Source organism: Gordonia sp. (in: high G+C Gram-positive bacteria), assembly GCF_012515855.1.
Lineage (GTDB): Bacteria > Actinomycetota > Actinomycetes > Mycobacteriales > Mycobacteriaceae > Gordonia.
This window is the reverse complement of record NZ_JAAYXO010000022.1, coordinates 1-26,479: the sequence shown is the minus strand read 5'-3', so window position 1 is coordinate 26,479 and position 26,479 is coordinate 1. Positions and strand designations below refer to the sequence as shown.

General features: G+C 67.2%; 23 protein-coding genes and 2 tRNA genes. 19 read left to right on the top strand and 6 right to left on the bottom strand.

Translation table 11 applies throughout. From position 1 onward, the window contains the following. The 3 genes from GX543_RS01530 to GX543_RS01520 form a co-directional block, all read left to right on the top strand. Positions 1 to 4,079 (top strand): NAD-glutamate dehydrogenase domain-containing protein (locus GX543_RS01530; protein WP_290849353.1); only part of this gene is annotated, 4,079 nt, incomplete at its 5' end. 67 nt (positions 4,080 to 4,146) lie between these two features. Next, on the top strand, positions 4,147 to 4,653 hold the full coding sequence (locus tag GX543_RS01525; RefSeq protein WP_290849352.1) for a thioesterase family protein: 507 nt from the start codon (positions 4,147 to 4,149) through the stop codon (positions 4,651 to 4,653). 2 nt (positions 4,654 to 4,655) lie between these two features. Continuing rightward, positions 4,656 to 5,375: a hypothetical protein gene (locus tag GX543_RS01520; RefSeq protein WP_290849356.1), complete on the top strand. Its 720-nt coding sequence runs from the start codon at positions 4,656 to 4,658 to the stop codon at positions 5,373 to 5,375. A 39-nt stretch (positions 5,376 to 5,414) separates the two neighbouring features. Here the strand turns inward: GX543_RS01520 and GX543_RS01515 are convergent, their stop codons facing one another. Together GX543_RS01515 and GX543_RS01510 are read right to left on the bottom strand one after the other, a co-directional pair. Next, a complete protein-coding gene (locus GX543_RS01515) occupies positions 5,415 to 7,031 on the bottom strand; it encodes a glycoside hydrolase family 13 protein (RefSeq protein WP_290849355.1) in 1,617 nt (538 codons plus the stop codon). A gap of 72 nt (positions 7,032 to 7,103) precedes the next feature. Then, positions 7,104 to 7,496 (bottom strand): globin, encoded by a 393-nt coding sequence (locus tag GX543_RS01510; RefSeq protein WP_290849351.1) that lies wholly within the window; start codon positions 7,494 to 7,496, stop codon positions 7,104 to 7,106. 169 nt (positions 7,497 to 7,665) lie between these two features. Between GX543_RS01510 and GX543_RS01505 the strand changes: the two genes are divergently transcribed. Both GX543_RS01505 and GX543_RS01500 read left to right on the top strand, forming a co-directional pair. After that, entirely contained in the window at positions 7,666 to 7,914 is a 249-nt protein-coding gene (locus tag GX543_RS01505; RefSeq protein WP_290849350.1) for a hypothetical protein, read from the top strand. A gap of 46 nt (positions 7,915 to 7,960) precedes the next feature. Beyond that, complete coding sequence (locus GX543_RS01500; RefSeq protein WP_290849354.1) at positions 7,961 to 8,383, top strand: DUF5130 family protein; 423 nt, start codon at positions 7,961 to 7,963, stop codon at positions 8,381 to 8,383. 78 nt (positions 8,384 to 8,461) lie between these two features. On the opposite strand, the gene pepN is transcribed toward GX543_RS01500, so the two are convergent. Continuing rightward, positions 8,462 to 11,038, bottom strand: a complete 2,577-nt coding sequence (gene pepN, locus GX543_RS01495) for an aminopeptidase N (RefSeq protein WP_290849349.1) — start codon at positions 11,036 to 11,038, stop codon at positions 8,462 to 8,464. A 79-nt stretch (positions 11,039 to 11,117) separates the two neighbouring features. Between pepN and GX543_RS01490 the strand changes: the two genes are divergently transcribed. Next, the gene (locus GX543_RS01490) at positions 11,118 to 11,765 is read left to right on the top strand and encodes a DsbA family protein (RefSeq protein WP_290849348.1); all 648 of its coding nucleotides are present in this window, start codon (positions 11,118 to 11,120) and stop codon (positions 11,763 to 11,765) included. A gap of 11 nt (positions 11,766 to 11,776) precedes the next feature. Here the strand turns inward: GX543_RS01490 and GX543_RS01485 are convergent, their stop codons facing one another. After that, entirely contained in the window at positions 11,777 to 12,799 is a 1,023-nt protein-coding gene (locus tag GX543_RS01485) for a M48 family metallopeptidase (protein ID WP_290849347.1), read from the bottom strand. 28 nt (positions 12,800 to 12,827) lie between these two features. Here GX543_RS01485 and GX543_RS01480 point away from each other — a divergent pair, with 28 nt between their 5' ends. The 3 genes from GX543_RS01480 to GX543_RS01470 all read left to right on the top strand — a co-directional run bounded on the left by GX543_RS01480 (position 12,828) and on the right by GX543_RS01470 (position 15,084). After that, the gene (locus GX543_RS01480) at positions 12,828 to 13,304 is read left to right on the top strand and encodes a ribose-5-phosphate isomerase (RefSeq protein WP_290849346.1); all 477 of its coding nucleotides are present in this window, start codon (positions 12,828 to 12,830) and stop codon (positions 13,302 to 13,304) included. A 6-nt stretch (positions 13,305 to 13,310) separates the two neighbouring features. Next, entirely contained in the window at positions 13,311 to 14,129 is an 819-nt protein-coding gene (locus GX543_RS01475; RefSeq protein ID WP_290849345.1) for a DNA-formamidopyrimidine glycosylase family protein, read from the top strand. A gap of 67 nt (positions 14,130 to 14,196) precedes the next feature. Next, the gene (locus GX543_RS01470; protein WP_290849344.1) at positions 14,197 to 15,084 is read left to right on the top strand and encodes a PE-PPE domain-containing protein; all 888 of its coding nucleotides are present in this window, start codon (positions 14,197 to 14,199) and stop codon (positions 15,082 to 15,084) included. 102 nt (positions 15,085 to 15,186) lie between these two features. Here GX543_RS01470 and GX543_RS01465 read toward each other — a convergent pair whose 3' ends face one another. Next, entirely contained in the window at positions 15,187 to 15,882 is a 696-nt protein-coding gene (locus GX543_RS01465) for a L,D-transpeptidase (RefSeq protein ID WP_290849343.1), read from the bottom strand. 185 nt (positions 15,883 to 16,067) lie between these two features. Between GX543_RS01465 and GX543_RS01460 the strand changes: the two genes are divergently transcribed. After that, a complete protein-coding gene (locus GX543_RS01460; protein ID WP_290849342.1) occupies positions 16,068 to 16,739 on the top strand; it encodes an adenosylcobinamide amidohydrolase in 672 nt (223 codons plus the stop codon). Positions 16,740 to 16,825: 86 nt separating this feature from the next. Here the strand turns inward: GX543_RS01460 and GX543_RS01455 are convergent. Further along, positions 16,826 to 16,899: transfer RNA gene (locus GX543_RS01455), tRNA-Gly, on the bottom strand. Between the two features lie 154 nt (positions 16,900 to 17,053). On the opposite strand from GX543_RS01455, the gene GX543_RS01450 reads away from it, so the two are divergent. The 9 genes from GX543_RS01450 to GX543_RS01410 form a co-directional block, all read left to right on the top strand. Continuing rightward, positions 17,054 to 17,127: transfer RNA gene (locus tag GX543_RS01450), tRNA-Pro, on the top strand. Positions 17,128 to 17,214: 87 nt separating this feature from the next. Continuing rightward, positions 17,215 to 18,579, top strand: coding sequence for a trigger factor (tig, locus tag GX543_RS01445; protein ID WP_290849341.1), 1,365 nt, complete (start codon positions 17,215 to 17,217; stop codon positions 18,577 to 18,579). A gap of 231 nt (positions 18,580 to 18,810) precedes the next feature. Next, a complete protein-coding gene (locus tag GX543_RS01440) occupies positions 18,811 to 19,422 on the top strand; it encodes an ATP-dependent Clp protease proteolytic subunit (RefSeq protein ID WP_290849340.1) in 612 nt (203 codons plus the stop codon). Positions 19,423 to 19,470: 48 nt separating this feature from the next. Continuing rightward, a complete protein-coding gene (locus tag GX543_RS01435; RefSeq protein ID WP_290849339.1) occupies positions 19,471 to 20,154 on the top strand; it encodes an ATP-dependent Clp protease proteolytic subunit in 684 nt (227 codons plus the stop codon). Positions 20,155 to 20,293: 139 nt separating this feature from the next. Then, positions 20,294 to 21,577 (top strand): ATP-dependent Clp protease ATP-binding subunit ClpX, encoded by a 1,284-nt coding sequence (gene clpX / locus GX543_RS01430; RefSeq protein ID WP_290849338.1) that lies wholly within the window; start codon positions 20,294 to 20,296, stop codon positions 21,575 to 21,577. Between the two features lie 177 nt (positions 21,578 to 21,754). Further along, positions 21,755 to 22,669 carry a hypothetical protein gene (locus GX543_RS01425; protein WP_290849337.1) on the top strand — a complete coding sequence of 305 codons (915 nt, stop codon included), beginning with the start codon at positions 21,755 to 21,757 and terminating at the stop codon, positions 22,667 to 22,669. 90 nt (positions 22,670 to 22,759) lie between these two features. Next, positions 22,760 to 23,524: an SDR family NAD(P)-dependent oxidoreductase gene (locus GX543_RS01420; protein ID WP_290849336.1), complete on the top strand. Its 765-nt coding sequence runs from the start codon at positions 22,760 to 22,762 to the stop codon at positions 23,522 to 23,524. A gap of 180 nt (positions 23,525 to 23,704) precedes the next feature. Beyond that, positions 23,705 to 24,319: a molybdenum cofactor guanylyltransferase gene (locus GX543_RS01415; protein WP_290849335.1), complete on the top strand. Its 615-nt coding sequence runs from the start codon at positions 23,705 to 23,707 to the stop codon at positions 24,317 to 24,319. Between the two features lie 111 nt (positions 24,320 to 24,430). Further along, the coding region (locus tag GX543_RS01410; protein WP_290849334.1) for a valine--tRNA ligase at positions 24,431 to 26,479 on the top strand (2,049 nt) is incomplete at its 3' end.

Below are 26,479 nucleotides of genomic sequence, written 5' to 3'. Positions count from 1 at the left end.
GCGACGACGACGAAGACGCCGACATCGTCAGCTGGTTCGCGATTCGCGACAACTTCCTGGCCGTCGGATACCGGGAGGCGCGAGCCGGCGAGGGCGGACTGGGCGTCTGGCGCGATGCGACCACCGCGCGACCCGAGCCGTCACACGGCGACGACCCGGTGCGGGTGGACCGCGTGTGGTTGCCGACCGGCCTGCTGCGGACCGGGTTTCCGCTCATGTTGCGCGTTCGCGTGGACGACGTGGAGCACCAGGTGGTCGGAACCATCACGTCGGTGGGCCTGTACCAGTCGGTGCGGTCGATTCCGGGTGTCCGCGGCAAGGTGGCCGACGTGCTCCGCGGCGTCGCCCAGGCCGACGACTCGTATGCGGGCCTGGCCGCGCTGGAGCTGATGCAGACGTATCCGCTGGTCGAGCTGATGGCCACCGACAGCGACGACCTCGCGCGCCGCACCGCGGAGCTCCTCGAAGCGCAGACCACGCGCGACCCGCGGTTCTACACGCGATGGGTGCGCGAGGGCGGCCTCGCCAGCATTCTGGTCTTCATGCCGCGCGAGTTGTACTCCTCGGATGTTCGTGCCCGGATCGTCGCGCTGCTCGAGACCGAGTTGCACGGCACTCACACGGAGTTCCTCACCCGACTGTCGCACTCGCCGTTGGCACAGCTGCAAGTGGTGATGCGGACCGACGCCGATGTGTCGGCGAGCATCGGGGGATCGCTCCGTGCCCGTCTGGTCGACGAGGCCCGCAGCTGGGCCGATCGAGTGCGTGCCGTCGACGCCCTGGACTCCGATGCGGCCCGGCTGCTGGCCGGAGTCAGCGAGCGCTACCGCGACGAGCGCGATCCCGTCGACGCAGCCGTCGACCTGCCGATCGCTGCGGGGCTGGCGGCAGGCGCCCTGCACGTGCGGCTCGACCGGACCGAGCCGGACGCGTGGCGATTCGTGCTGTACCTGGCCCACCGCACCGCGGCGCTCACCGAACTGCTGCCGATGCTGCAGAGTCTGGGACTGACCGTGATCGACGAGCATCCGCACGTCATCGATCGCACCGACGGCGGCACGGTGAGTGTCTACGACTTCACCGTGCATCCCGCGCCGCACGTCGAGGTGGACCCCGAACCTGCGCTGGAATCGCGGGTGGCCGCGGCCTTCGCGGACATGTGGACCGGTGCAACCGAGGTCGACGGCCTCAACGAGCTGGTCCTGCGCGCCGGACTGACCTCGCGATCGGTGGCCGTCGTGCGGACGTACGCACGCTATCTGGGACAGTGCGGCGTCGGCTTCACCCTGGCGCACATGGCCGAGGTGCTCGGCGATCATCGGGCGGTGACGCGGAGCCTGGTGGAGTTGTTCGAGGCGAGTTTCGATCCCGACCACAGCTCACCGGAACGCCGGCGGCGAGCCGAGGAGGGCTTGCGCGCCCATATCGCCGAGATCTTGAGCCTGGACGCCGACCGCGTGGTGTCGGCCCTGGCAACGGTGGTGGGCGCCACCCTGCGGACCAACTTCTACATCGACGACGAGCGACCCGGGATCCGCCGGACCATCGCCGTCAAGCTCGACACCGGGGCGATTCCGCAGGCGCCGCTGCCGCGGCCCGAGTACGAGATCTACGTCTACTCACCGCAGGTGGAGGGCGTGCACCTGCGGTTCGGCGCCGTCTCGCGCGGTGGCCTGCGGTGGTCGGACCGACGCGAGGACTTCCGCACCGAGATCCTCGGCCTGGTGAAAGCACAGGCGGTCAAGAACGCGGTGATCGTGCCGGTCGGAGCCAAGGGCGGCTTCGTAGTCCGCAACCCGGTGGCGTCGACGGGCGACCCGTCGGCGGACCAACAGGCCTTCCGCGACGAGGGCCTGGCCTGCTATCGGGCGTTCATCGGCGCGCTGCTTCAAGTCACGGACAATCTCGACCCCGCGACCGGAGCCGTGCTGCCGCCTGCGCGTGTGGTGCGTCGGGACGGCGACGACCCCTACCTGGTGGTGGCCGCGGACAAGGGGACTGCGGCATTCTCGGACACCGCGAACGCCGTGGCCGATCAGTACGGCTTCTGGCTGTCGGACGCCTTCGCCTCGGGTGGTTCGGTCGGCTACGACCACAAGGCGATGGGCATCACGGCCCGCGGTGCGTGGGAGTCGGTGAAGCGGCACTTCTGGGAGATGGGCGTCGACACCCAGGCACAGGACTTCACGGCCGTCGGCATCGGCGACATGAGCGGCGACGTCTTCGGCAACGGCATGCTGCTCTCGAGACACACCCGCCTGGTCGCCGCCTTCGACCACCGGCACATCTTCGTCGACCCCGACCCGGACGCAGCGGCGTCGTACGCGGAACGGGCGCGGCTGTTCGCGCTGCCGCGCTCCACCTGGGACGACTACGACCGCGGTCTCATCGCTCCCGGCGGCGGCGTCTGGTCGCGCCAGCAGAAGTCGATCGAGGTCAGTCCGCAGATGCGCAGTGCGCTGGGGCTGGGCGACGACGTCACCGTCCTTTCGCCGCCCGATCTGATCCGGGCGGTTCTGCTGGCGCCGGTCGACCTGCTGTTCAACGGCGGCGTCGGAACGTACGTGAAGGCGTCGGACGAGGCGAACTCCGACGTCGGCGACAAAGCCAACGACGCGATCCGCGTCGACGGAGCCCAGCTGCGGGTCAAGGTGGTCGGCGAAGGCGGCAATCTCGGCGTCACCGAACACGGACGGATCGAGGCCGATCTCTCCGGCGTCCGCATCAACAGCGACGCGCTCGACAACTCCGCGGGCGTCGACTGCTCCGACCACGAGGTCAACATCAAGGTGCTGCTCGGGGCCCAGATCTCCGCAGGCACGCTCGATCCGGACGACCGCAACGAACTGCTGCTGTCGATGACCGACGATGTGGCCGAGCTGGTGCTGGCCGACAACATCGACCAGAACGCCGAGCTGGGACTGGCGCGCGGTACGGCAGACAGCGACACCGACCTCCACAGCCGGGTGCTCGCGTACCTGGCCGACGCCGGAGTCAACCTCGAACTCGAAGCCCTGCCCACCGCCCGCGGGCTGCTGCGCAGGCGCCGCGGCGACCTCGCCCGCGGACTCACCAGCCCCGAACTGGCGACCATGATGGCGCACATCAAGCTCGACGCGAAGGCACGCCTGCTGCAGTCGACGCTTCCCGACAACGACATGTTCGCAGGCCTGGCGTCCTCGTACTTTCCGGCGCCGCTGCGCGAGAAGTACGACGAGGGCGTCCGTACACATCGGCTCAAGCGTGAGATCGTCACGACGGTGCTGGTGAACCGAATCGTCGCCGACGGTGGAATGACGCATCTGTACACGCTCGCCGAGACCTCGGGAACCGACGTCGACGACGCCATGCGCGCGTCCGTGGTCGCGATGCGGGTCTTCGGCATCGGTGCCCTGCTCGGCGAACTTCGGGGCGACAAGATCGCCGCCGCCACCGTCGACGACGCGACCCTCCGGGTGCGCGGGCTGCTCGCGGCGGGCGCGCGGTGGTTCCTGGCTCACCGTCCGCAGCCGCTCGCGCTGGGCGCTGAGACCACCCGGTATCAAGCAGTCGCGGAGCTCGGCGGACGGCTCGACGAATGGCTCGTCGGCACGGCGGCGGAGGCCGTGGAACGCCGCCGCGCGGCGCTCGCAGATGCAGGCGTGCGGCCTGCGCTCGCCCGGGCCGTCGCGGTGAGTCCGTACCGTCTGCAGCTGCTGGACGTCCTCGACATCGCCGAGATCGCCGACCGCGAGCCCGAAGAGGTGGGCGAGCTGCTGTTCGCCGTGGTCGACCGGTTCGGCATCGACGGACTCGAATCGCAGATCGCCGCACTGGAACAGGGCGACCGGTGGACGCTCCTGGCGAGGCTGTCGCTGCGGGACGAACTCCACGCGGTTCTGCGGGTGCTGACACGGTCCATCCTCACGATGTCCGAGCCGGAGGAGCCGGTGAAGCAGAAGATCGACGACTGGGCGCAGGCGCGGTCGGCGATGATCGGGCGTGCGGAGTCGACCCTCGAGGAACTGGCTGCGGCCGGCCGGTGGGATCTGGCGACCCTGTCGGTGGCCGTCCGGTCACTCCGCGGTCTCGTGGGCTGACGGCGGTCTCGTGGGGCCGGCGGTCAGCGCCTGGGAGGTTCGGCAGACGGTGAGCTAGTGTCACGGCATGGCAGATCCGGAAAACACCACAGCACAGGAGAACCCGGCAGAGCGGCGGCTGTTCGCCGATGACGGACAGCAGACCGACCGCGGGTACGAGGTCTCGGTACCCGTGCGGTGGTCGGACATGGACGTGTTCCAACACATCAACCATGCGCGGATGGTGACGCTTCTAGAAGAGGCACGCATCCCCTGGCTGTTCTACGACGACAAACCGACCGCGCTGATGCGCAAGGGCTGCCTGGTGGCCGATCTGCATGTGAAGTACCAGGGGCAGATTCGGCACGACGAGTCACCGATTCGCGTGACGATGTTCGTCGAGAAGCTGCGGGCCGTCGACTTCACCGTCGGCTACGAGGTGCGCCCGTACGGCGCGGAGGCCGACGCCAAGCCCGCCGTGGTCGCCAGCACCCAGTTGGTCTCGTTCGACATCGACACCCAGCGTCCCCGACGCATGACGCCCGAGGAGCGCGACTATCTCAAGAGCTTCGTGCGGGAGCCGGTGACCAAGTGAGCATCGACGCGGTGGACCGCGCACTGATTCCGCACGGACCGTCCGACCGCACCGATCTCACCGCCTTCCTGGAACGAGCGAAGCGTGTCGACGACTCGGGTGTGCTGCGCGCACAGCAGCGTCCCGACGGGCGCGTGGGCCTGTGGATCCGCACCGGCTTCGACATCCTCGCCACCCGGTCGGTGTTCGGCACGGTGAGCCCCACCGACGTGATCTGCGACATCGCCGCGATGTCGAGTTCGGTCGGCGGCGACGGTCCGGTGGCGGTCGGCTTCGCGCTGCCCGGCGCCTGGCAGGGCGCGCTGCCCCCCGCCGACGGCTTCGAACACCTCGACGACGTCCCCGCGCGTGAACTGATCGCCTTGTCGCGCAAGGGCGTCGACGTCGCGCGCACCGAGTCGGGTGCTCTCGGCCCGGCGTCGTCGCTGCTCGATCAGCCGGTCCTCGAAGTGACTGGACATCGCGCCGACGCCGGCCCGACAGCCGAGGTGGCCAAGGTGTCAGAGGTGGCGAAGGTGTCGATGCGCGCCGTCTTCGCGCTCACCGCCATGGGATTCGTCCGCGACGCCGCCGGCCACGAGGTCACCGAGGACTCGCCGCTGGACCGCATCGCGGCCGACGAGCCCGTGCGGGTGCGGATCTCCTCGAGCTGGGTCCGGGTGGACGCCCGCTTCGGCTCGGTGTACCAGCGGCGGTCGGTGCTGAACCTCGGCGTGCTCTGACCGGCCGGGCCCAGACCGAGCAGGCCCAGAACAGCGCGCCTAGATCAGCCAGGCGGTGGCGCCCGGGACCAGCAGGCCGGCCTCGAGCGGGGTGCTGACCAACAGGATCTGGCCCGGAGGCAGAGGCACCGGGAACGGCGATGCATTGAGGGCGCAGATCAGGCCGCCGGCGCGGCGGAAGGCCAGGCAGCCGTCGGGCGCGCCGTACCACTCGACGGTGTCGCCGGAGAACTCCAGGCGCGCGTAGCGCAGTTCGATCGCCTGGCGGTACAGCGACAGCGTCGAATAGATGTCCTCGAGCTGAGCCTCGACGGTCAGCGCGGCCCACTCGGCGGGCAGCGGCAGCCACGGCGCGTCCGAGGTGGTGAATCCGAACGGCGGTTCGGCGCCCTCCCACGGCAGGGGGACCCGGCAGCCGTCGCGGCCGCGGTCGGTGTGGCCGGAGTTCTCCCAGACCGGGTCGACGAGCGCTTCGTCAGGGAGGTCGACGTCCGGCAGCCCGAGTTCGGCACCGTTGTAGATGAAGACCGTTCCGGGAAGGGCGAGCTCGAACATGATCATCGCGCGCGCCCGATTGGTGCCGATCGCCAAGAGCCGCTCGCTGGAGAGTCCTTCGGCTTCGGCGCCGGTCGGCGTGTAGCGAGTCACCTCGCGGGACACGTCGTGGTTCGACAGCGTCCACGTGGGCGTGGCGCCGACCGATGCCGTGGCCTGCAGCGACGAGTCGACCGCGGCGCGGATCTCGTCGGCGTCGAAGGTCGCGGTGGCGAGCTGGAAGTTGAATCCGAGGTGCAGCTCGTCGGGACGCACGTACTTGGCGAAGGCCTCGGGCGAGCTGACCCACACCTCGCCGACGTTGAACGTGCCGGGGTACTCGTCCATCACCCGACGGATGGCGCGGTGGATCTCGTGGACGCCGTCGCGGTTGAACCGCGGATCGTCGTCGGTGTGTCGTAGCACTTCGGCGGGGTGCTCGAGGTCGGGGAGGCCCGCGGGCTTCGCCATGCCGTGCGAGACGTCGATGCGGAAGCCGTCGAGCCCACGGTCGAGCCAGAACCGCATGGTGGTCTCCAGGTCAGCCAGAATCTCCGGGTTCTCCCAGTTGAGGTCGGGCTGCTGGGGGGCGAACAGATGCAGGTACCACTGGCCGGGCTCACCGTCGGCTTCGGTGATGCGGGTCCACGCCGGGCCGCCGAAGACGCTGGTCCAGTTGTTCGGGGGCTCCTCGCCGTTATCACCGCGGCCATCGGCGAAGATGTACCGCTCGCGTTCCGAGCTGCCGGGCGCTGTGCCCAGGGCCGCGGAGAACCACGGGTGCTGGTCGCTGGTGTGGTTGGGGACCAGGTCCATCGTCACCCGGATGTCGCGGTCGTGGGCTTGACGAATCAGTTCGTCGAAGGTCTCGAGATCGCCGAACAGCGGGTCGATCGCGCGAGGGTCGGAGACGTCGTATCCGTGGTCGGCCATCGGGGAGCGGGTGATCGGAGACATCCAGATCGCGTCGACGCCGAGCAGTTCCAGGTAGCCGAGTTTGTCGATCAAGCCTTCGAGATCGCCGACACCATCGCCCGAGAGGTCGGAGAACGATCGGGGGTACACCTGGTACACCACCGCAGACTGCCACCACTGCGCGTCGGCTCCGGGGACATTCGCCATGCTCTGCTCACTCACCGTCTTCTCTTCCTCACCGTCAAATGTCTTGCAGTCATCTCTACCCGAGCGACCGGCTCAGTACGGGCTGTTGACCAGCGACTGCGCCGCCATGTTCATGTAGTTCATCAGGGTGGTGCGATGTTCGGCGTCGAGAACGTCTGCCTCGATCGAGTCGATTGCGATGGTCATGCAGCGCAACCAGGCATCGCGTTCGATCGGCCCGATGGTGTACGGAACGTGTCGCATTCGCAGTCGCGGATGGCCACGCTCGTCATTGTAGGTGTGCGGCCCGCCCCAGTACTGCTCAAGAAACATTCGGAGACGGCGCTCGGCCGGACCGAGATCTTCTTCCGGATACATCGGCTTCAGGATCTCGTCGCGTGCCACCTCTTGGTAGAAGCGTTCGGTGATTCGACGGAAGGTCTCGTGCCCGCCGACTTCCTCGTAGTACGTGCTCACATGCATCATTGTCCACTATGCCCGCCACCACCTGAGCAGGGCCGCTGGCGACATCTACTACTTCGTGTAGGCCCGATGGGGACAGCGAGGGGGGCAGTGCGATAAATTGATCGGCAGATGATCTGCACCGGGCAGGTCTTTTGCGCTTAGTCACGAGCGCTAGTCGAAAGGGTGGGGTGTGGACCAGCTTCTTGTCCCCGTCGGAATGACCGTTGTGGTGCTCTGCTTGCTGGCAGTGGCGCTGTGCATCGTTTCGATGGCGTTCTCGTTTGGTTTGAAGCGGCCGAAGATCGCCGAGTACACGCTCGACCAGCGTTGGGAGAACGGTCCCACTCTGTTCAGCGCGACCGAGATCCAGCCGATGGCGCTGAGCCGGCACTTTGAGCCGGGCGATACCGAGGGAGGCTCCGCAAGTGGCAAGTGGTGACGTGACACAGAAGACCAACTCGGTCGTTCCCGCCGGCGCCCTACCGATGGGCACCGTGGTGACCAGCAGCGGTCGCATCTCCGCTGCGCTGTACCCGGGCGACGACTTCGGCACGCCGCCGTTCAGCCGCGAAGAGCTCGTGTTGCTCGACGACACGCTCAGCGAGGCTAGCGAGGTCGCGTCGGTCCGCTTCTCGGTGTACATCGGCGACCTCGGCTCGGACGTCGTCGCCGGCGCGCGCGAGATCCTGGCGCAGGCCCCGGAGCCCGCACACGGTGCGCTGATCGCCGTGTCGCCCAACAGTAAGGACGTGGCGGTCGTCTCTGGCGCGCTGGTCGCTGGTCGCGTGAACGACCGCGTCGCCGAGCTCGGCGTCTCCGCCGCGCTGGCGTCGTTCAAGCAGGGCAACCTGATCGACGGCCTGGTGGCCGCGCTGCGCGTGATGGCTACCGCGGTAGACCGTCCGTGAGCTGCTGAACCAACCGGATTTCCGTAATAGCAACGCAGGCCCCGCCGAATGGCGGGGCCTGCGTTGCTTGCTCTTTCGCTACCGACCGCCATCGAGGACCCGTGCCCGCAGGGCACGAGCCACGGAGTCGCGACCTTCGGCCACCAGGCGTGCGAGGGCCGCGGGGCGGTCGCCCGCCAGGAAGGCGTCGGCCTCGGCGAGGGCGGATTCGCTGACGTCCCAGGCCGGGTACAGGCCGATCACCACGGTCTGCGCCACTTCGCTGGTACGACGTTCCCAGAGGTCGGCCACCTCGTCGAAGTAACGGCGCGTGTACGGGGCCATCAGCTCGGACTGCCCCGGACGCGCGAGACCCTCGACGATCGAACGGACCGTCACGTTCGCGATGGCGTCGTCGTTGAATGCCTTGTCCCAGGCCTCGGCCTTGGCTGCGGCGGTCGGACGGGCGGCGCGGGCGGCTGCAGCGTGCCGTGCGCCCGCCGCGGTGTTGTCCGCTGCGGCCTCGGCGGCGATCACGTCGACATCGATCGTCCCGTGCGCGGCGAGGGCCTTCACCAGCTTCCAGCGGAGCTCGTGATCCACCACGAGTCCGGCCAAACCGTGCTCTGCCGGGTCGGTGCCATCGAGGAACGCCCGCAGGAGGTCCTGCTGGGCGTCGGCGGTGACGCCCGCGAGGAGCGCACTGACGAACGCGAGCTGATGGTCGGAGCCGTTCGCTGCCGAACGAGCCAGTTCGAGCAAGCGGGCGGCGAACGCGCCGCGTCCGGTCTCGGCAGCCCACACCGGATCCGCGTACGACTCGAGGGCGGAGGCAGCCTGCAGTAACACCCGCTGCACCACGCCTACCTCGGTCTCCGCGCCGATTCCGGCGCTGACGAGTGCGATGAAGTCCTGCGCCGTCATCTCTGCCTGACGTGTCATCTCCCAGGCCGCCGACCACACCAGGGTGCGCGGCATCGGGTCGACGATGTCGGCGATGCGCGACGTCGCGGTCGCCAGCGACTCCGGATCCAGGCGGATCGAGGCGTAGGTGAGGTCGTCGTCGTTGAGCAAGACCAGGTCACCGCGATCGGCGCCGATCAGTGCGGGCACCTCGGTGCGCTCACCCTCGACATCGAGTTCGATGACGTTGCTGCGGACGAGTTCTCCGTCCGCGTCGGTGTAGATGCCGATCTTCATGCGGTGCGCGCGGGTCTCTCCCGCACCGGGCACGGCGCCTTCCTGCAGCACGGCGAACGAGGTGAACCGGCCCTGATCGTCGACGGCGAACTCGGCGCGCATCACGTTGATGCCGGTGGTCTTGAGCCATTGGGCGCCCCAATCCGACAGATCGCGGCCGGATGCGCGTTCCAACGAACCGAGCAGATCGGCGAAGGTGGCGTTGCCGAAGCGATGCTCGGCGAAGTACTCGCGCAGTCCGGTCAGGAACGGATCCAAGCCGACGTACGCGACCAACTGCTTCAACACCGACGCACCCTTCGCGTACGTGATGCCGTCGAAGTTGACCTCCACCGCAGCGATGTCCGGGATGTCGGCGGCGATGGGATGGGTCGACGGCAACTGGTCCTGGCGGTACGCCCACGACTTCTCGACGTTGGCAAAGGTGGTCCAGGCATTGGTGTACTCGGTCGCCTCCACCTGCGAGAGCACCGAGGCGAAGGTCGCGAACGACTCATTGAGCCAGAGATCGTCCCACCACTGCATGGTCACCAGGTCGCCGAACCACATGTGCGCCATCTCGTGGAGGATGGTCTCGGCGCGGCGCTCGTACAGGTAGCGCGTGACGCGCGACCGGAACACGTAGTCCTCGAGGAAGGTCACCGCTCCGGCGTTCTCCATCGCACCGGCGTTGAACTCGGGGACGAACAGTTGGTCGTACTTGCCGAATGCGTAGGGCACACCGAAGGTGCGGTGGTAGAAGGCGAAGCCCTGCTTGGTCTCGGTGAACAGCCGGTCGGCGTCCATGAACTCGGCCAGCGACGCGCGGCAGAACAGGCCCAGCGGAATGGTGCCGTGCTCATCGGTGTACTCGTCTCTCCAGACGGCGTACGGGCCGGCGATCAGGGCGACGAGGTAAGTGCTCATGACCTCGGTGGTGACGAAGCGATGCACCGCGTTGCCGTGCGCGTCGGTCGCGGGCTCCTCCTGGTGCGCACCGTTCGAGATGACCTGCCAGTCGGCGGGTGCGACCACCGAGACGGTGGAGGTGGCTTTCAGATCCGGCTGGTCGAAGCAGGCGAACATGCGCTTGGCGTCGGCGGTCTCGAACTGCGAGTAGAGGTACACGCTGCCGTCGGCGGGGTCGGCGAAGCGATGCAGCCCTTCGCCGGTGTTCGAGTACGCGCATTCGGCGACCACCTCGAGGGTGTTCTCGGCGGCGAGGTCGGGGAGGGTCAGGCCGACGGACTCGTCGAAGTTCGAGACGTCGAGGGCTCGGCCGTTGAGCGTGGCCGACACCAGCGTCGGGGCCACCAGATCGATGAACGTGCTCGTACCGGGGGTCGCGGCGAAGGTCACGACGGTGGTGGACGAGAAACGTTCCACGCCGGGCGCGCCCGCGCCGTCGGTCAGGTCGAGGTGGATCCGGTAGTTCTCGACAGAGAGGATGGCGGCGCGCTCCCGCGCCTGGTCGCGTGTCAGATTCGGTGCACTCACCCTTCCGACTGTAGTGCCGCGACCCGGACTGCCGCGACGCGGAACTCGTCCGGGGACGACCGGTGGTTCAATGGGATTCATGGCTGACAACACTTCTGAGAACGCCGCACCCCAGACCTCCGGCGCCATCGATCGCGTCGACTTCTGGTTCGACCCGCTGTGCCCGTGGTGCTGGATCACCTCGCGGTGGATTCTGGAGGCGGAGAAGGTCCGGACCATCGATGTGAACTTCCACATCATGAGCCTGGCCGTGCTCAACGAGAACAAGGATGTCTCGGACGACTACCGTGCAATACTCGCCACCGCATGGACTCCGGTCCGGGTACTCGCCGCGGCCGCGGCGCGACACGGCGACGAGGTGCTCTCGCGGCTGTACACCGAGCTCGGCACCCGGTTCCACAACGAGGGCGACCGCGACTTCGCCACGGTGATCCCGGCCGCGCTCGCGGCTGCCGGTCTGGAAGCCGACCTGTTCGACGCCGCGGAATCGACCGAGTTCGACGGCGCGATCCGGGTGAGCCACCATGCGGGCATGGACAAGGTCGGCGACGACGTCGGCACGCCGACCATCCACGTCAACGGCACGGCGTTCTTCGGTCCGGTGCTCTCGCGCATCCCACGCGGCGAGGATGCGGGGCGGGTGTGGGACGGCACCGTCGCCCTGGCGTCGTACCCGCACTTCTTCGAGCTGAAGCGCTCACGCACCGAAGACCCCGCGTTCGACTGACGGCGTCGCGCTCAATAGAGCCGAGTCTGCTCCAACTTGTTGGGGAGACTGCCGGGCGGCAAGTCCGTCGGTGCCGGCGGGGCGACAACGGGAATCACGTTGCCGCTGCCGGCACCGCGGACAAAGTTTCTGGGACGCAACAGGATCGAGCCGGCTCGGGTGCGGTCTCGGAGGGCCGCCGCGCGCCAGGTGAGGACGGGGTGCGACGACAGGGCGTTCGCCGCCGTGACGAAGAAGCCCTTCTCATGTGTCGCGCGGTCGGCGAACTGATCGAAGTCCACGGCGCTGAGCAGATACTTGCCTCCGGCCAGCGTGCCGATCGCGGCGTGCGCGCCGTCGGGGCGACTGTAATAGCCGTAGTTGTCGGCGGTGTACTCCTGAGCGCGGGAGAGCAGGGAGCCGAGCAACGGAACGCCCATGATCACGGTGCTGGCCAACTGCCGCCAGTACGAGACGTGACCGGCGGCGATGTGACCCACCTCGTGGGCGATCACGAACTCCAACGCCTCGGGGCTGCGTGCCCGACCGCCGACCTCGAACAGGTCGGAGTAGATCACCACATAGCGGCGGAAGCCGTGGCCGGAGGCGAAGGCGTTGATGGCGCCGTTACCGTTGATGACGTAGCCGTCCGGTACGTACTCCATGCCGTTGCGCGCCGCCGACTCCACGAGCATGCGGTAGCCCTCGGGGAACTGCGTCGGCGTCAGCGCGATCGCGTTGACCCGCATGTTCGCGTAGTTGAGGCCGCGGCCGACGAACACCAGCAGCGGGAGCGCGAGCGGTACCAGGAGCCAGTCGGAGACGCCCGCCACGGCGACGAGCAGGATGACCGCCACGTACGCGGCCATGGCCATGAGGACGCCGACGATGAGTACCGGAATCTCCCAGGGGTGACGTCGGGGCGGACCCGCATAGAGGGCGGGCGGACGCCAGACTGAGCCGGGGCCGGGCACGTCGACGGGCGGCTCGATGATTCGCGGATCATCGATGCCGGGAACTGACGGAATTGGACCGTGGGTATCCACGTCCACCAATCTACTGGTGCGCCATTACACTGACCTCATGCGCATTTATCTCGGTGCCGACCATGCGGGCTTCGAACTCAAGAACCAGATCGCCGAACACCTCACTGCGGGCGGCCACGACGTCGTCGACTGCGGTGCACACGAATACGACGCGCTCGACGACTACCCGGCCTTCTGCGTCGCGGCCGCACAGCGAACCGTCGCCGATCCCGGCAGCCTCGGAATCGTGCTCGGCGGCAGCGGCAATGGCGAGCAGATCGCCGCCAACAAGGTTCCGGGTGCGCGCTGCGCCCTCGCGTGGAGCGTCGAGACCGCGCAGCTCGCGCGTCAGCACAACAACGCTCAGCTGATCGGCATCGGCGGCCGCATGCACTCGAAGGAGGAGGCGCTCGCCATCGTCGACGCCTTCCTCGCCACCGCATGGTCGGAGGAGCCGCGTCACCAGCGTCGGATCGACATCCTCGCCGATTACGAGCGCACCGGCGAGGCTCCCGCACTGCCCGACGCACAGTAGCCCGCCGTGCCCGAAGGGCATGCGCTGCACCGGCTCGCTCGGCGACAGCAGCGGCTTCTCGGTGGGCAGCGCCTCAACGTCTCCAGTCCTCAGGGCCGCTTCGCACACGAAGCGGCCCTGCTCGACGGCATGGTGTTCCGCAGTGCCGAGGCCTGGGGAAAGCACCTGATCCATCGCTGGGACGACGGTCGTCGCGGCAAGGCGGCGACACGACGCCTCGTCCACATCCACCTCGGTATCTACGGGACCTTTCGCGAAGAGGCACTGCCGATGCCCGCGCCGACCGGACAGGTACGGATGCGCCTGGTCGGCGACGATCTGGGCATCGACCTGCGCGGACCCAACGCCTGCGAGATCTACACTCCCGACGACCTCGAGGCGCTCGTCGCCCGGCTGGGGCCGGACCCGCTCCGCGCGGACGCCGATCCGGAGATCGCCTGGCGGGCCGTCCATCGCTCCAAACGGGCCATCGGATCGCTGCTCATGGATCAGAAGGTCATCGCGGGAATCGGAAACATCTACCGCGCCGAAGTCCTCTTCCGCGCGGGCGTCGACCCGCATCGGCCCGGCACCACCATCACCCGGGAAGAGTTCGACGAGATGTGGAACGACCTCCTGCACCTGATGCCGATCGGCGTGCGACGCGGCCACATCCACGTCGTCCGACCGGAAGACGACCACGGGGCACCCGCTTACTCGTCGGATCGGCCGCGCACCTACGTCTACCGTCGAACCGGCGAGCCGTGCCGACTGTGCGGGACACCGATCGCGTGGAGCGAGATGGAGGGGCGCAACCTGTTCTGGTGCCCCGCCTGCCAGTCGTAGCGGGCTCTTCGAGAACGTTCAGACTCGCCTGCCGGTGCTCCCAGCATCGGCGCGCATGCTCGATGACATGACACAGACGAGCGAGCGGTTCAGAATTCTTGCAGTCGGCGGAACGGGGGAGTCGTTCGACGGCGACACGCGGACCGCGGTCACGGGCATGCTGAGCGCGGTCACCGACCGCCTCGATGATCGGTTCGACGCGAGGTGGGTCGGCTATCCGGCCAGCTACGGTCCGGCGCCGATGCACAACGGAATCAGCTACGTCGAGAGTCTGTCGGCGGGAGTTCGGCGACTCAGCGAGGCGATCGGTGCGTCCGACCGTCCGGTGATGATCATCGGTTACTCGCAGGGCGCGGCGGTCGTCCGAACGCTGCTGGCGCATCCCGCGATGTTTCGTCTGCTGCCCAAGATCGCGGCCGTCGGGTTCGTCGCCGACCCCAACCAACCGCGCGGCGTGGTCGACGGGTGCGCGGGCTGGGGCGTGGCGGGAGAGGGCGGCGACCTGCCCGAAGGCCTGCCCGCCTACTGGGTCGGAGCGCCGACCGACATGATCTGCAACGCCAGCGACGACTCGCTGATCCGCGATATCGCCGATCTCACCGACTCACTGTCGCTGACCAGGGTTCGTCGCTGGACCACGCACGCCGCCGCCCGCGTGATGAGTCGGCGGATGCAGAACGCCGACGCGACGCGAATCTCACCCGCGCAGTGGCGACGGGACGTCGCACGCGTCCGCACGGCCGTCCGTGAGGTCCGCGGCTATCTGCCCTCGCGGATCTCGGTGGGACGCTGGATTCTGCGCAACCCGCTCGGAGGCAGCCATGTCTCCTACGCCACCGAACCCTATCGCCGTGCGCCGCTGACCGACCCCACCGTCACCGGATGCGAGACGCTCGCGCACTGGCTGCAACTGCAGGCGACGATGGGCGGCCGGGCCGCGTCGACCCGGTACTGAGTCGGCCCGGTAACTGACTAGCCTGCGGATGCAAACAGAGCCGGGCCCTCCGATTTCTCGGAGGGCCCGGCTCTGTTGAAAGCTGCGGTCAGGCTGCTTCGACTAGTTGCCGTCGAAGGCCGGGCCGATGGTGCCGCGCACGACGATCGGCGTGCCGGTGCCGATGTTGTCGTACACCCACTTGCCGTTCTCGGTGCTGACGTTCAGGCAGCCGTGGCTGGCGTTCGAGACGCCCTGCTGAGCGACCGACCACGGAGCGGCGTGGATGAAGATGCCGCTGTTCGACATACGCGTCGCGTACTCGACGTAGGTGCGGTAGCCCTCGGGGGAGTCGATCGGGACACCGTACGTGGAGCTGTCCATGTACATGTCACGGTACTTCTCCATGGTGTGGTACACACCGTTCGGAGTGGGGTGCTTGTCAGTGCCCATCGACAGCGGCATCTGCTTCACGAACTTGTGGTCCTTCCACCAGTAGACCTGGTGGTCACCGTCGACGGCGAGGGCGACCCAGCCGGTCGGGGACTTGACCTTCGGCTCGGCCGGGATGCCGGGTGCCTCAGGCGTCGTGCTCTTCGGCTGCGGCTTCTCCTTGGGCTTCGGCTGCGGAGCCTTAGGGGCGCCGGGAAGCTCCGGGAGTTCGGGGAGCTGGACGGGCGGCAGGCCCGGGACAACCGTCACGGGCTGTGCGTTCGCGATCGCCGGGACCCCCATGGCCAGCGCTGCTGCGCTGGTCGCCACAGCAATGACTCGAGCCAGTCGGATGGTCCGGCGGCCCGAAGACTTGGTGGAAAACACGTAGTCTCTACCTTCGTTTCGTGGTCAGGATGCAGCGCCACCCCCGGGCGCTCTACACGTATCGTTACACAACCGTTAGGCCACCGCCAACAGTTTCCTTCTGTCTAAACGCTGCGTGAGAGACGAAATGCCTGGTCAGATCGGTGACGACGTTCACACGCGAATTCCGTTAGGGTTGTCCCGACATGAGCATTGACCTGGAGTTTCATTCAATCGTCGAAGGCGATTCGGAGTTGACAACCACGGTGTGGCGCGTCGGACCCGGGCGACGTGCGATCTCTTCGGCGATGCTGGGCGGAGGTCTCGGACCCGTCGGCTGGGTCATCAACGCCCAGGTGCCCGGCGATTACGCCCGGATGGATCCGATCGACCATCTCCATGAGATGGCCGCCGCGCACCGGCTGAGCGGCCGGGGCGTCGGGATGCTGACCGCGGCGTCGGTGTCCCGCACCGTCACCTGCACTGATTCCGGTGTGACCGCGTCGGCGACCGTCGGCCTCCGCGTGCCGACCTGGGCGGCTGCGCCCGCGGAGGTGCGCGACCCGGAACTCGCACCGATCGTTCCCGGCACCATCAACATCACCGTGGATCTACCCGTCGCCTTCACTGACGCGGCGCTCGTCAACGCGGTGATGACGGTGACCGAAGCGAAATCGCAGGCGCTCATCGAGGCCGGTTACCCGGCGACCGGGACGGCTTCGGATGCGGTCGTGGTGGTCGCGTACAGAGAAGGAGTGCCGGAGGTGTTCGCCGGACCGCGCTCGGAATGGGGCGGAGCGATGGCGCGCGCCGTCCACGCTGCGGTTCGTCGCGGCGCCGATGACTACACCCGCCTGCTCCGCGACGGCGGTCTGTGACGGCACTGCCGGGACGGACCTGCCGGCGACACTGCCTCAAACGAGTTCAGGGCCGCTTCCTCTTCGAGGAAACGGCCCTGAACTGCTGGAGCGGGTGACGGGAATCGAACCCGCGTAGCTAGTTTGGAAGACTAGGGCTCTACCATTGAGCTACACCCGCGTTGCGATCGCGCACCGATCAATTCGGCAGCGCTTGCGCCCGACGAACATTACCGAGCGCGTGCCCGAATCACAAAACCGGAGGCGGGTTCGTCGCGCGACGGGCTGAGGCCGTACTATGTGCTTTTGGTCGCGACGACATCGTTCGCGACCGCCGGGATGTGGCGCAGCTTGGTAGCGCATCCGCTTTGGGAGCGGAGGGTCGCAGGTTCAAATCCTGTCATCCCGACGAACGTTGTCGCGGCTGGTCGGCGAAGCCGGCGCACCGGGACGACACACGTGCTGACAGCAAGACCGACTAAGGAGTACCAACACCGTGAAGAGCACCGTCGAGCAGCTGAGCCCGACTCGAGTCAAGCTGAATGTCGAGATTCCGTTCGAGGATCTCTCCGGTGACTTCGACCGCGCGTACAAGTCGCTCGCGCAGCAGATCCGCATCCCGGGCTTCCGTCCGGGCAAGGCTCCGGCCAAGCTGATCGAGGCACGCGTGGGCCGTCAGGCCGTCCTGGAGCAGGTCGTCAACGACGCCCTCCCGGCCAAGTACTCGGAGGTCATCACCGAGGCCGACGTCAAGGCCATCAGCCAGCCGGAGATCGACCTGGCCGAGCTCGTCTACGGCGAGCCGGTCAAGTTCACCGCCGAGGTCGACGTCCGCCCGGAGATCACCCTGCCGGAGTTCGCGAGCATCGCCGTCGAGGTCGACCCGATCGAGGTCGCCGAGGCTGATGTCGAGGAAGAGCTCGACAACCTGCGCGCCCGCTTCGGCACCCTGGTCGGCGCCGACCGCGGTGTCACCGACGGTGACTTCGTCTCGCTGGACCTCTCGGCCACCGTCGACGGCGAGACCGTCGAAGACGCCTCCACCGAGGGCCTCTCGCACGAGGTCGGCAGCGACACCCTGATCGAGGGCCTCGACGAGGCCATCTCGGGCGCCAAGGCCGGCGAGTCGGCCACCTTCACCTCGAAGCTGGTCGCTGGCGAGCACGCAGGCAAGGACGCGCAGATCACCGCCAAGGTGAATTCGGTCAAGGTCCGCGAGCTTCCCGAGCTCGACGACGAGTTCGCCCAGATGGCGTCGGAGTTCGACACCGTCGAGGAACTGCGCACCAGCGTTCGCGAGCGTGTCGGCGAGTCGAAGAAGTTCGAGCAGGCCGGCGCCATCCGCGACGCCGTGCTCGAGCAGCTCCTCGAGACCGTCGAGTTCCCGCTGCCCGAGTCGGTCGTCGCCGAGGAGCTGGATTCGGTTCAGCACCAGCTGGTTCACGCACTGGGCCACGACGACGCTCAGGTCGACCGCTTCCTCGAGGCGCAGGGCAAGACCCGCGACGAGTGGAGCGAGGAGAGCAAGGTCGAGGCCGAGAAGTCGGTCCGCACCCAGCTGCTGCTCGATGCCATCGCCGACGCCGTCGAGGTCGAGGTCTCGCAGGACGAGCTGACCCAGCAGATCCTGATGCAGTCGCAGCGCTACGGCATCGCGCCGCAGGAGTTCATCCAGCAGCTGCAGAACGCGAACCAGATCGGCGCCCTGTACGCCGACGTCCGTCGCAACAAGTCGCTGGCCGAGGTCATCGGCGAGGTCAAGGTCACCGACACCAACGGTGAGGTCATCGACACCAAGGCCTTCTTCGGTGGTGCCGATGAGGCCGAGGGCGACGACGACGCTGAGGGTGACGACGCCTAATCGTCAGCCACTGACACACCTCCACGACGGTCGGGACGAGTAATCGTCCCGACTGTCGTCGTCTCCGGGGCTGTTCCCGTCGTTCTGCTGTAAGCGAATTAGGGGTGTCGGCGGAACATCTCGGGGGGTGAAATTGATTAACCTCGGTGACAGCTTCTTCGGTGAACGGACGTGAATCGCGTCCGCCGGACCCGGCAACGGGCCCTCCGAGGAGACCTCACCGTTAGACAGATGGGACAACCAGTGAGCACTCTGTACACGCCCTCGATGAGCTCAGGCGTCGCCGGCTTGAACCTGACCGATTCGGTCTTCGAGCGTCTGCTGCGTGAGCGGATCATCTTCCTCGGCACGCAGGTGGACGACGACATCGCCAACCGCCTGTGCGCGCAGATCCTGCTGCTCGCAGCAGAGGATCCGACCAAGGACATCAGCCTCTACATCAACTCGCCCGGCGGCAGCGTGACCGCGGGCATGGCGATCTTCGACACGATGCAGCTGGCACCGTGCGACATCGCGACCTACGCCATGGGCATGGCGGCGTCGATGGGCCAGTTCCTGCTCGCGGCCGGAACCAAGGGCAAGCGTCACGCCCTGCCGCACGCGCGGATCATGATGCATCAGCCTTCCGCAGGCATCGGCGGCACCGCTGCCGACATCGCGATCCAGGCCGAGCAGTTCGCTGCGACCAAGCGCGAGATGAACCGCCTCAATGCGCAGTTCACCGGTCAGCCGCTCGAGAAGATCGAGGCCGACGCCGACCGCGACAACTGGTTCACCGCCGAAGAGGCCAAGGAGTACGGCTTCGTCGATCACGTGGTGACCTCCGCAGGCGCGCAGGTCTGATCGCGCCCGTATCCACGTTCATCCACACTCACCGGTTACGGAGACACCATGACTAACTCGCTTCCCGCCGACGTCCGCGCCGGCATCTCGGATGCGGCGCTGGCGATGAAGAGCATCGAGGCCCGCTACATCTTCCCGTCGTTCATCGAGAACACGCCGAACGGTCAGCGCCAGTACGACCCGTACTCCAAGCTGTTCGAAGAGCGGATCGTCTTCGTCGGCACGCCGATCGATCAGACGGTCGCCAACGACGTGATGGCGCAGTTGCTGGTTCTGGAGAGCCAGGACCCCGACCGCGACATCACGATGTACATCAACTCGCCGGGCGGCAGCGTGCCCGACATGCTCGCGATCTACGACACCATGCAGTACGTGCACTGCGATGTCATGACCGTGTGCCTCGGCGAGGCCGCGTCGGCTGCTGCGATCCTGCTGGCGGGCGGCACCCCGGGCAAGCGAGCCGCGCTGCCCAACGCCACGGTGCTGATCCACCAGCCGCGTACCGGCGGCGCCTACCAGGGGCAGGTCTCGGACCTGGAGATCCAGGCCGCGGAGATCGAGCGCATCCGCAAGCGCCTCGACGAGATCCTCGCCGGCCACACCGGCCAGGACCCCGAGAAGATCCGCAAGGACACCGATCGCGACAACATCCTGACTGCCGCGCAGGCCAAGGACTACGGAATCATCGACGAGGTCTTCGAGTACCGCAAGAAGTCGGCCAAGTCGAGCTAGCGGACGGGGCGTCGACGCCCGGTGAGGACGGGGCGTCGACCCTTCGAATCTCATTGACTGCCGCATTTCGGCTCGTCGAAGACAAGGGGCGCGGGTACCGTCAAGGTAGTGCGCAGACAGGGAAGTAGGTGCGGGGAAAATGGCGCGAATGGGAGATGGTGGTGACCTCCTGAAGTGCTCTTTCTGCGGCAAGAGCCAGAAGCAGGTCAAGAAGCTCATCGCCGGTCCGGGTGTGTACATCTGCGACGAGTGCATCGACCTCTGCAATGAGATCATCGAAGAGGAACTCGCCGAGACCAGCGATGTGAAGCTCGACGAGCTTCCCAAGCCCGCTGAGATCCGCGACTTCCTGGACACCTACGTGGTGGGACAGGACACGGCCAAGCGCACGCTCGCCGTCGCCGTCTACAACCACTACAAGCGGATTCAGGCGGGGGAGAAGAGCGACAAGCGCGCACCCGGCGGTGAGACCGTCGAGTTGGCGAAGTCGAACATCCTGATGCTCGGTCCCACCGGTTGCGGTAAGACTTACCTGGCGCAGACGCTCGCCAAGATGCTGAACGTTCCGTTCGCCATCGCCGACGCCACTGCGCTGACCGAAGCCGGGTACGTCGGTGAGGACGTCGAGAACATCCTGCTGAAGCTGATTCAGGCGGCCGACTACGACGTCAAGCGGGCCGAGACCGGCATCATCTACATCGACGAGGTCGACAAGATCGCTCGTAAGAGCGAGAACCCGTCGATCACGCGTGACGTGTCGGGTGAGGGCGTGCAGCAGGCGCTGCTGAAGATCCTGGAGGGCACGCAGGCCAGCGTGCCGCCGCAGGGTGGTCGCAAGCATCCGCATCAGGAGTTCATCCAGATCGACACGACCAATGTGCTGTTCATCGTCGCCGGTGCCTTCGCAGGCCTGGAGAAGGTGGTCGACGAGCGCATCGGTAAGCGTGGGATCGGGTTCGGCAACGAGGTGCCGAGCAAGGACAAGACCGAGATCGTCGATCAGTTCGCCGAAGTGATGCCCGAGGATCTGATCAAGTTCGGTCTGATTCCCGAGTTCATCGGTCGTCTGCCGATGGTCGCGTCGGTCACCAGCCTGGACAAGGAGGCGCTGGTCTCCATCCTGTCCGAGCCGAAGAACGCGCTGGTGAAGCAGTACGTGCGACTGTTCGACATGGACAACGTGGAACTGGAGTTCACTCAGGACGCGCTGGAGGCCGTCGCGGATCAGGCGATCCACCGCGGCACCGGTGCCCGCGGACTCCGCGCCATCATGGAGGAAGTGCTGCTGCCGGTGATGTACGACATCCCCAGCCGCGACGACGTCGCCAAGGTGGTCGTGACCGGCGAGACGGTCCGCGACAACGTTCTGCCGACCATCGTTCCGCGTAGCGAGGACGAGGGGCCGAAGGAGAAGTCCGCCTAGGTTCGCGTACCCCCGGAACGCCGGGGCGGCCACGCATAGAGCGTTGGTTCCCGCACAGGTTTCAAACCTGTGCGGGAACCAACGCTTAAAGCGTTTCATGGGCGGGCAATGTGCGCGGTGCTGGAACCTGTGGATAGCGGGGGAGACACTTCCGCCGCCCACGGCTTTGCTCTGAGCATGTGGCCAGAGAACAAGCACGGCATCATTCAGCGGTCGTACGCGCTCGACGTCGGCCTGACCGACCTCGACCTGAAGACGGCGCAGCGCGACGGGGAGATCGTCTGCCTCGGTTCGGGCGGCTACGTCCGCACGGAGCGCCTTCCCGAGTACGACGTCGACGTCGAGCTCTATCGGCTCGCGTCCATCGCGGCCGCAGACCGGCAGTCCTTGGCACTGAGCCATGAGTCCGCGGCAGCCCTTCACGGTCTTGCGCTGTTGAAGCCCGACCATTCGGTGGTCCACTTCGCGAGACCGGGTACGAGCGGGGGCAGACAGAGCGCCAAGCGGCACATCCACGTCGGCCTTTCGGACGACGACGTCGTTCGTGTCGACGGATTCGCCGTGTCGTCGTTGGCGAAGACCGCTGTCGACGTCGCGGCGAAGTCGGACTTCGCGAGAGCCCTGGCCGTGCTCGACAGCGCGCTGCGCGCGGGCGTCGCACTCGAGGAACTCGAGGAGACGGCCGAGAGGCAGCGAATCCGCGGGATCGCGACGGTCCGCTCGGTGCTCAGGTACGCGAACGGACTGGCGGCCAACCCCGGTGAATCGTGGAGTCGAGCCCAGATGATCAACGCACGCCTGCCCGTCGCCGTTCTGCAGCGCAGGTATGTCCTTTTCGACGGATCAAACGCGTTCCCTGATTTCGACTGGGACGGAAAGGTCCTCGGGGAGTTCGACGGACTGCGAAAATACGGCCGCGATCTCAAGCCTGGACAGAGCGTCGAGGACGCGCTGGAACGGGAGAAGTTGCGCGAGATCGCGCTGCGGGACCTGGTCGACGAGATCGTCCGTTGGATCTGGGACGACCTGGAGAACAATCGGATGGTCCCGCGCGTCGCGCGGGCGCTGGTTCGAGCCGGCCTGATGGGCTGAAAGCTGGGTGGCACGGGGGACTGCCTATGCGTTCGCTCACGGCGGTTCGAATCCGCGGCGCGGTGCGCGCGCCGCTGCGAAAGTGGAGTCATGAGCGCACAGGAAATGAACGTCGACAGCAAGATCTGCCTCGTGACCGGGGCCGGCTCCGGCATCGGCGCGACCACCGCGAAACATCTCGCCGCTCGCGGCATGACCGTCGTCTGCGCCGATCTCAACGGTGACGGCGCGGCACAGGTCGCTGCGGACATCGTCGCCGCCGGAGGCTCCGCGACGGCGGCAACGCTGGATGTGACCGACGACGTCGCCGTGTCGGCGCTGGTCGAGCAGATCGTCGCCGATCACGGACGGCTCGATGTCGCGGTGAACTCGGCAGGCATCGGTGACCCCGAGCGGAATCACTTGGCCGACGTGGACCCTGCTGCGTGGCACCGGGTGATCGGTGTCAATCTCACCGGCGTGTTCTTCTGCATGCGCGCCGAGATCGACGCCATGCTCCGAACCGGTGGCGGTTCGATCGTGAACATGGCGTCGGTCCACTCGCTGGTGGGTCGCAGCATGCAGGCCGCCTACGTGGCTTCCAAACACGGCGTCGTCGGCCTCACCAAGGCTGCCGCGATCGAATACGGAGACCGCGCCATTCGTGTGAACGCGGTGTGCCCGGGCTACATCGAGACGCCCCTGTTGGTCGACATGCCGACTCCGATGCGCGAGCAGATCGAAGCCAAGCATCCCGTCGGACGCCTCGGCACGCCCGAGGAAGTCGCCGAGGTCGTCGACTTCCTGGCCGGTGATTCGTCGAGCTTCGTCACCGGCGCGGCGTACACCGTCGACGGCGGCTACACCGCCCAGTAGTTTCCGCCCAGCATGGGCTCGCCGCATCCGGGCTGAACGCATCGCGCGTGGGTTCTCGCATCAGTTTCAAACCTGTGCGGGAACCCACGCATCATGCGTTGTCAACGGTTGGGGCTCAACGCCGTCGCAGGACTGCCCGATTCCAGGGCGCGCGTCGACACTCTTTGTCACACTGTGGCTATGACGAGCACAAGGGCTGTGAAACTGGCTGGAATCATCCTCGCGGGCGGTCGTTCTCGCCGGATGGGGCAGGACAAGGCGACCTTGGAGTGGGAGGGCGTTCCGATGCTCTCGAAGATCGCCTACACGATCAGTTCGCGCTGCGATCCGGTGCTCGTCGCAGCGCCGCCGACCTCGCAGGCGTACGTCGACCTGGTCGACGAGACCGACCTGGAGTGGGTGACCACCGAGAAGGCGGGAAGCGGTCCGCTCGGCGGCCTGGTCGCGGCACTGCGAGCGGCAGCGGAGGCGGGCGCCGACGCCGCGTTCGTCTGCGCAACGGACATGCCGCTGGTCGACACCGGGTTGATCGACGAACTGCTCGGCGGTCTGGCCGAGTCGGCAGACGCGGTCGTCGCCAACGACGCCGGGCGCGACCATCCGATGGCAGGGATCTACCGCACGCGCGCGGTGGATCGCCTCGCGGAGTTGGTGGAACAGGGCGAACTCCGGATGGGCGCGGCGCTCGACGCGTTGGTGACGCATCGCATCGGCGTGTCCGATTCGGAATGGCTCGCCAACGTCGACGCGCCCGAGGATCTGCACCGCCTGCGCATCTCGCGCGCAGCTTCCTGAGCGGGGGTTCGGGCGGCGCGAGGCGGAGAACCGCGCGGGTTTGGCGTGCGTCAGGCCACAAGGGTCGACGTGGCACCGACAGCGCCGACCGCGTTCTCTAGAATTGGTCGGGTGACCAGTGCCGCACCCCGTGATCCTCAGACCCCCGCCGACGGACTCCCCAAGAATTGGGACCCCGGATCCGTCGAGGCCGACCTGTATCAGGGATGGGTCGACGCCGGCTACTTCACGGCCGACTCGTCCAGCGATAAGCCGGGCTACTCGATCGTGCTGCCGCCGCCGAATGTGACCGGCTCGCTGCACATGGGCCACGCACTCGACCACACCCTCATGGACACCCTCACCCGCCGCAAGCGGATGCAGGGCTACGAGGTGCTGTGGCTGCCCGGCATGGACCACGCGGGAATCGCCACCCAGACCATCGTCGAGAAGCAGCTCGCGGCCGAAGGCACCAGCCGCCAAGAGCTGGGCCGCGACGAGTTCATCGACCGAGTCTGGAAGTGGAAGGCGGAGTCGGGTGGCACCATCGCCGGCCAGATGCGTCGCCTCGGCGACGGCGTCGACTGGAGCCGCGACCGCTTCACGATGGACGACGGCCTCTCGCGCGCCGTCCACACGATCTTCAAGAAGATGTTCGACGACGGCCTGATCTACCGCGCCGAGCGCCTGGTCAACTGGTCGCCCGCGCAGCAGACCGCGATCTCCGACATCGAGGTCAAGTACGCCGACGTCGAGGGCGAGCTGGTGTCGTTCCGCTACGGCTCGCTGGACGACGGACAGCCGCACATCGTCGTCGCGACCACCCGCATGGAGACGATGCTGGGCGACACCGCCATCGCCGTGCATCCCGACGACGAGCGCTACCGCGACCTGATCGGCGTGGAGCTCGACCATCCGTTCCTGGATCGAAAGATCCCGGTGATCGCCGACGATTACGTCGACCCGGAGTTCGGTTCGGGCGCGGTCAAGATCACGCCCGCCCACGACCCGAACGACTTCGCGATCGGTCAGCGGCACAGCCTGCCGATGATCACCATCATGGACGCGACCGCCCGCATCGAGGGGACCGGGACGCAGTTCGACGGCCTCGATCGGTTCGAGGCGCGCGTGGCAGTCCGCGAGGCCCTCGCCGAACAGGGCCGCATCGTCAAGGAGGTGCGCCCGTACCTGCACAGCGTCGGGCACTCCGAGCGCGCGGGCGAGCCGATCGAGCCGCGCCTGTCCATGCAGTGGTGGGTCAACGTGGAGTCGCTGGCCAAGGCGGCGGGTGACGCCGTGCGCGAGGGCGACACCGTCATCCACCCGAAGAGCCAAGAACCGCGCTGGTTCGACTGGGTCGACAACATGCACGACTGGACTATCTCGCGTCAGCTCTGGTGGGGTCACCGCATCCCGATCTGGTACGGCCCCGAAGGTCAGATCGAGTGCTTCGGACCGGACGAGTCGGCCCCGGAGGGCTGGGTCCAGGACCCCGACGTCCTCGACACCTGGTTCTCGTCGGGTCTGTGGCCGTTCTCGACCATGGGCTGGCCCGAGCAGACGGCCGACCTCGACAAGTTCTATCCGACGTCGGTCCTGGTGACGGGCTACGACATCCTGTTCTTCTGGGTCGCCCGAATGATGATGTTCGGCACCTACGTCGGCACCCTCGACATCGCAGGCTTCGGCGGCCGGGATGCCCGCGTCCCCTTCAGCGACGTCTTCCTCCACGGGCTCGTCCGCGACGAGCACGGCAGCAAGATGAGCAAGTCGAAGGGCAACGGCATCGACCCGCTCGACTGGGTGGATCGCTTCGGTGCGGACGCGCTCCGCTTCACGCTGGCCCGTGGCGCCAATCCGGGCAGTGACATCTCGGTCGGCGAATCGCACGCCCAGAGCTCCCGCAACTTCGCGACCAAGCTCTTCAACGCCACCAAGTTCGCCTTGATGAACGGTGCGCAGGTCGGTGAGCTCCCGGAGCGCGACCAGCTGACCGTGCCGGATCGCTGGATCCTGGACCGTCTGGACCAGGTCCTGGCCGACGTCGACTCCGGTTTCGAGTCGTACGAGTTCTCCAAGGCCTGCGAGGCGCTCTACCACTTCGCGTGGGACGAGGTATGCGACTGGTATCTGGAGCTCGCCAAGGTGCAGACGAGCGGCGCCCGGAGCGCCGCGAGCGGG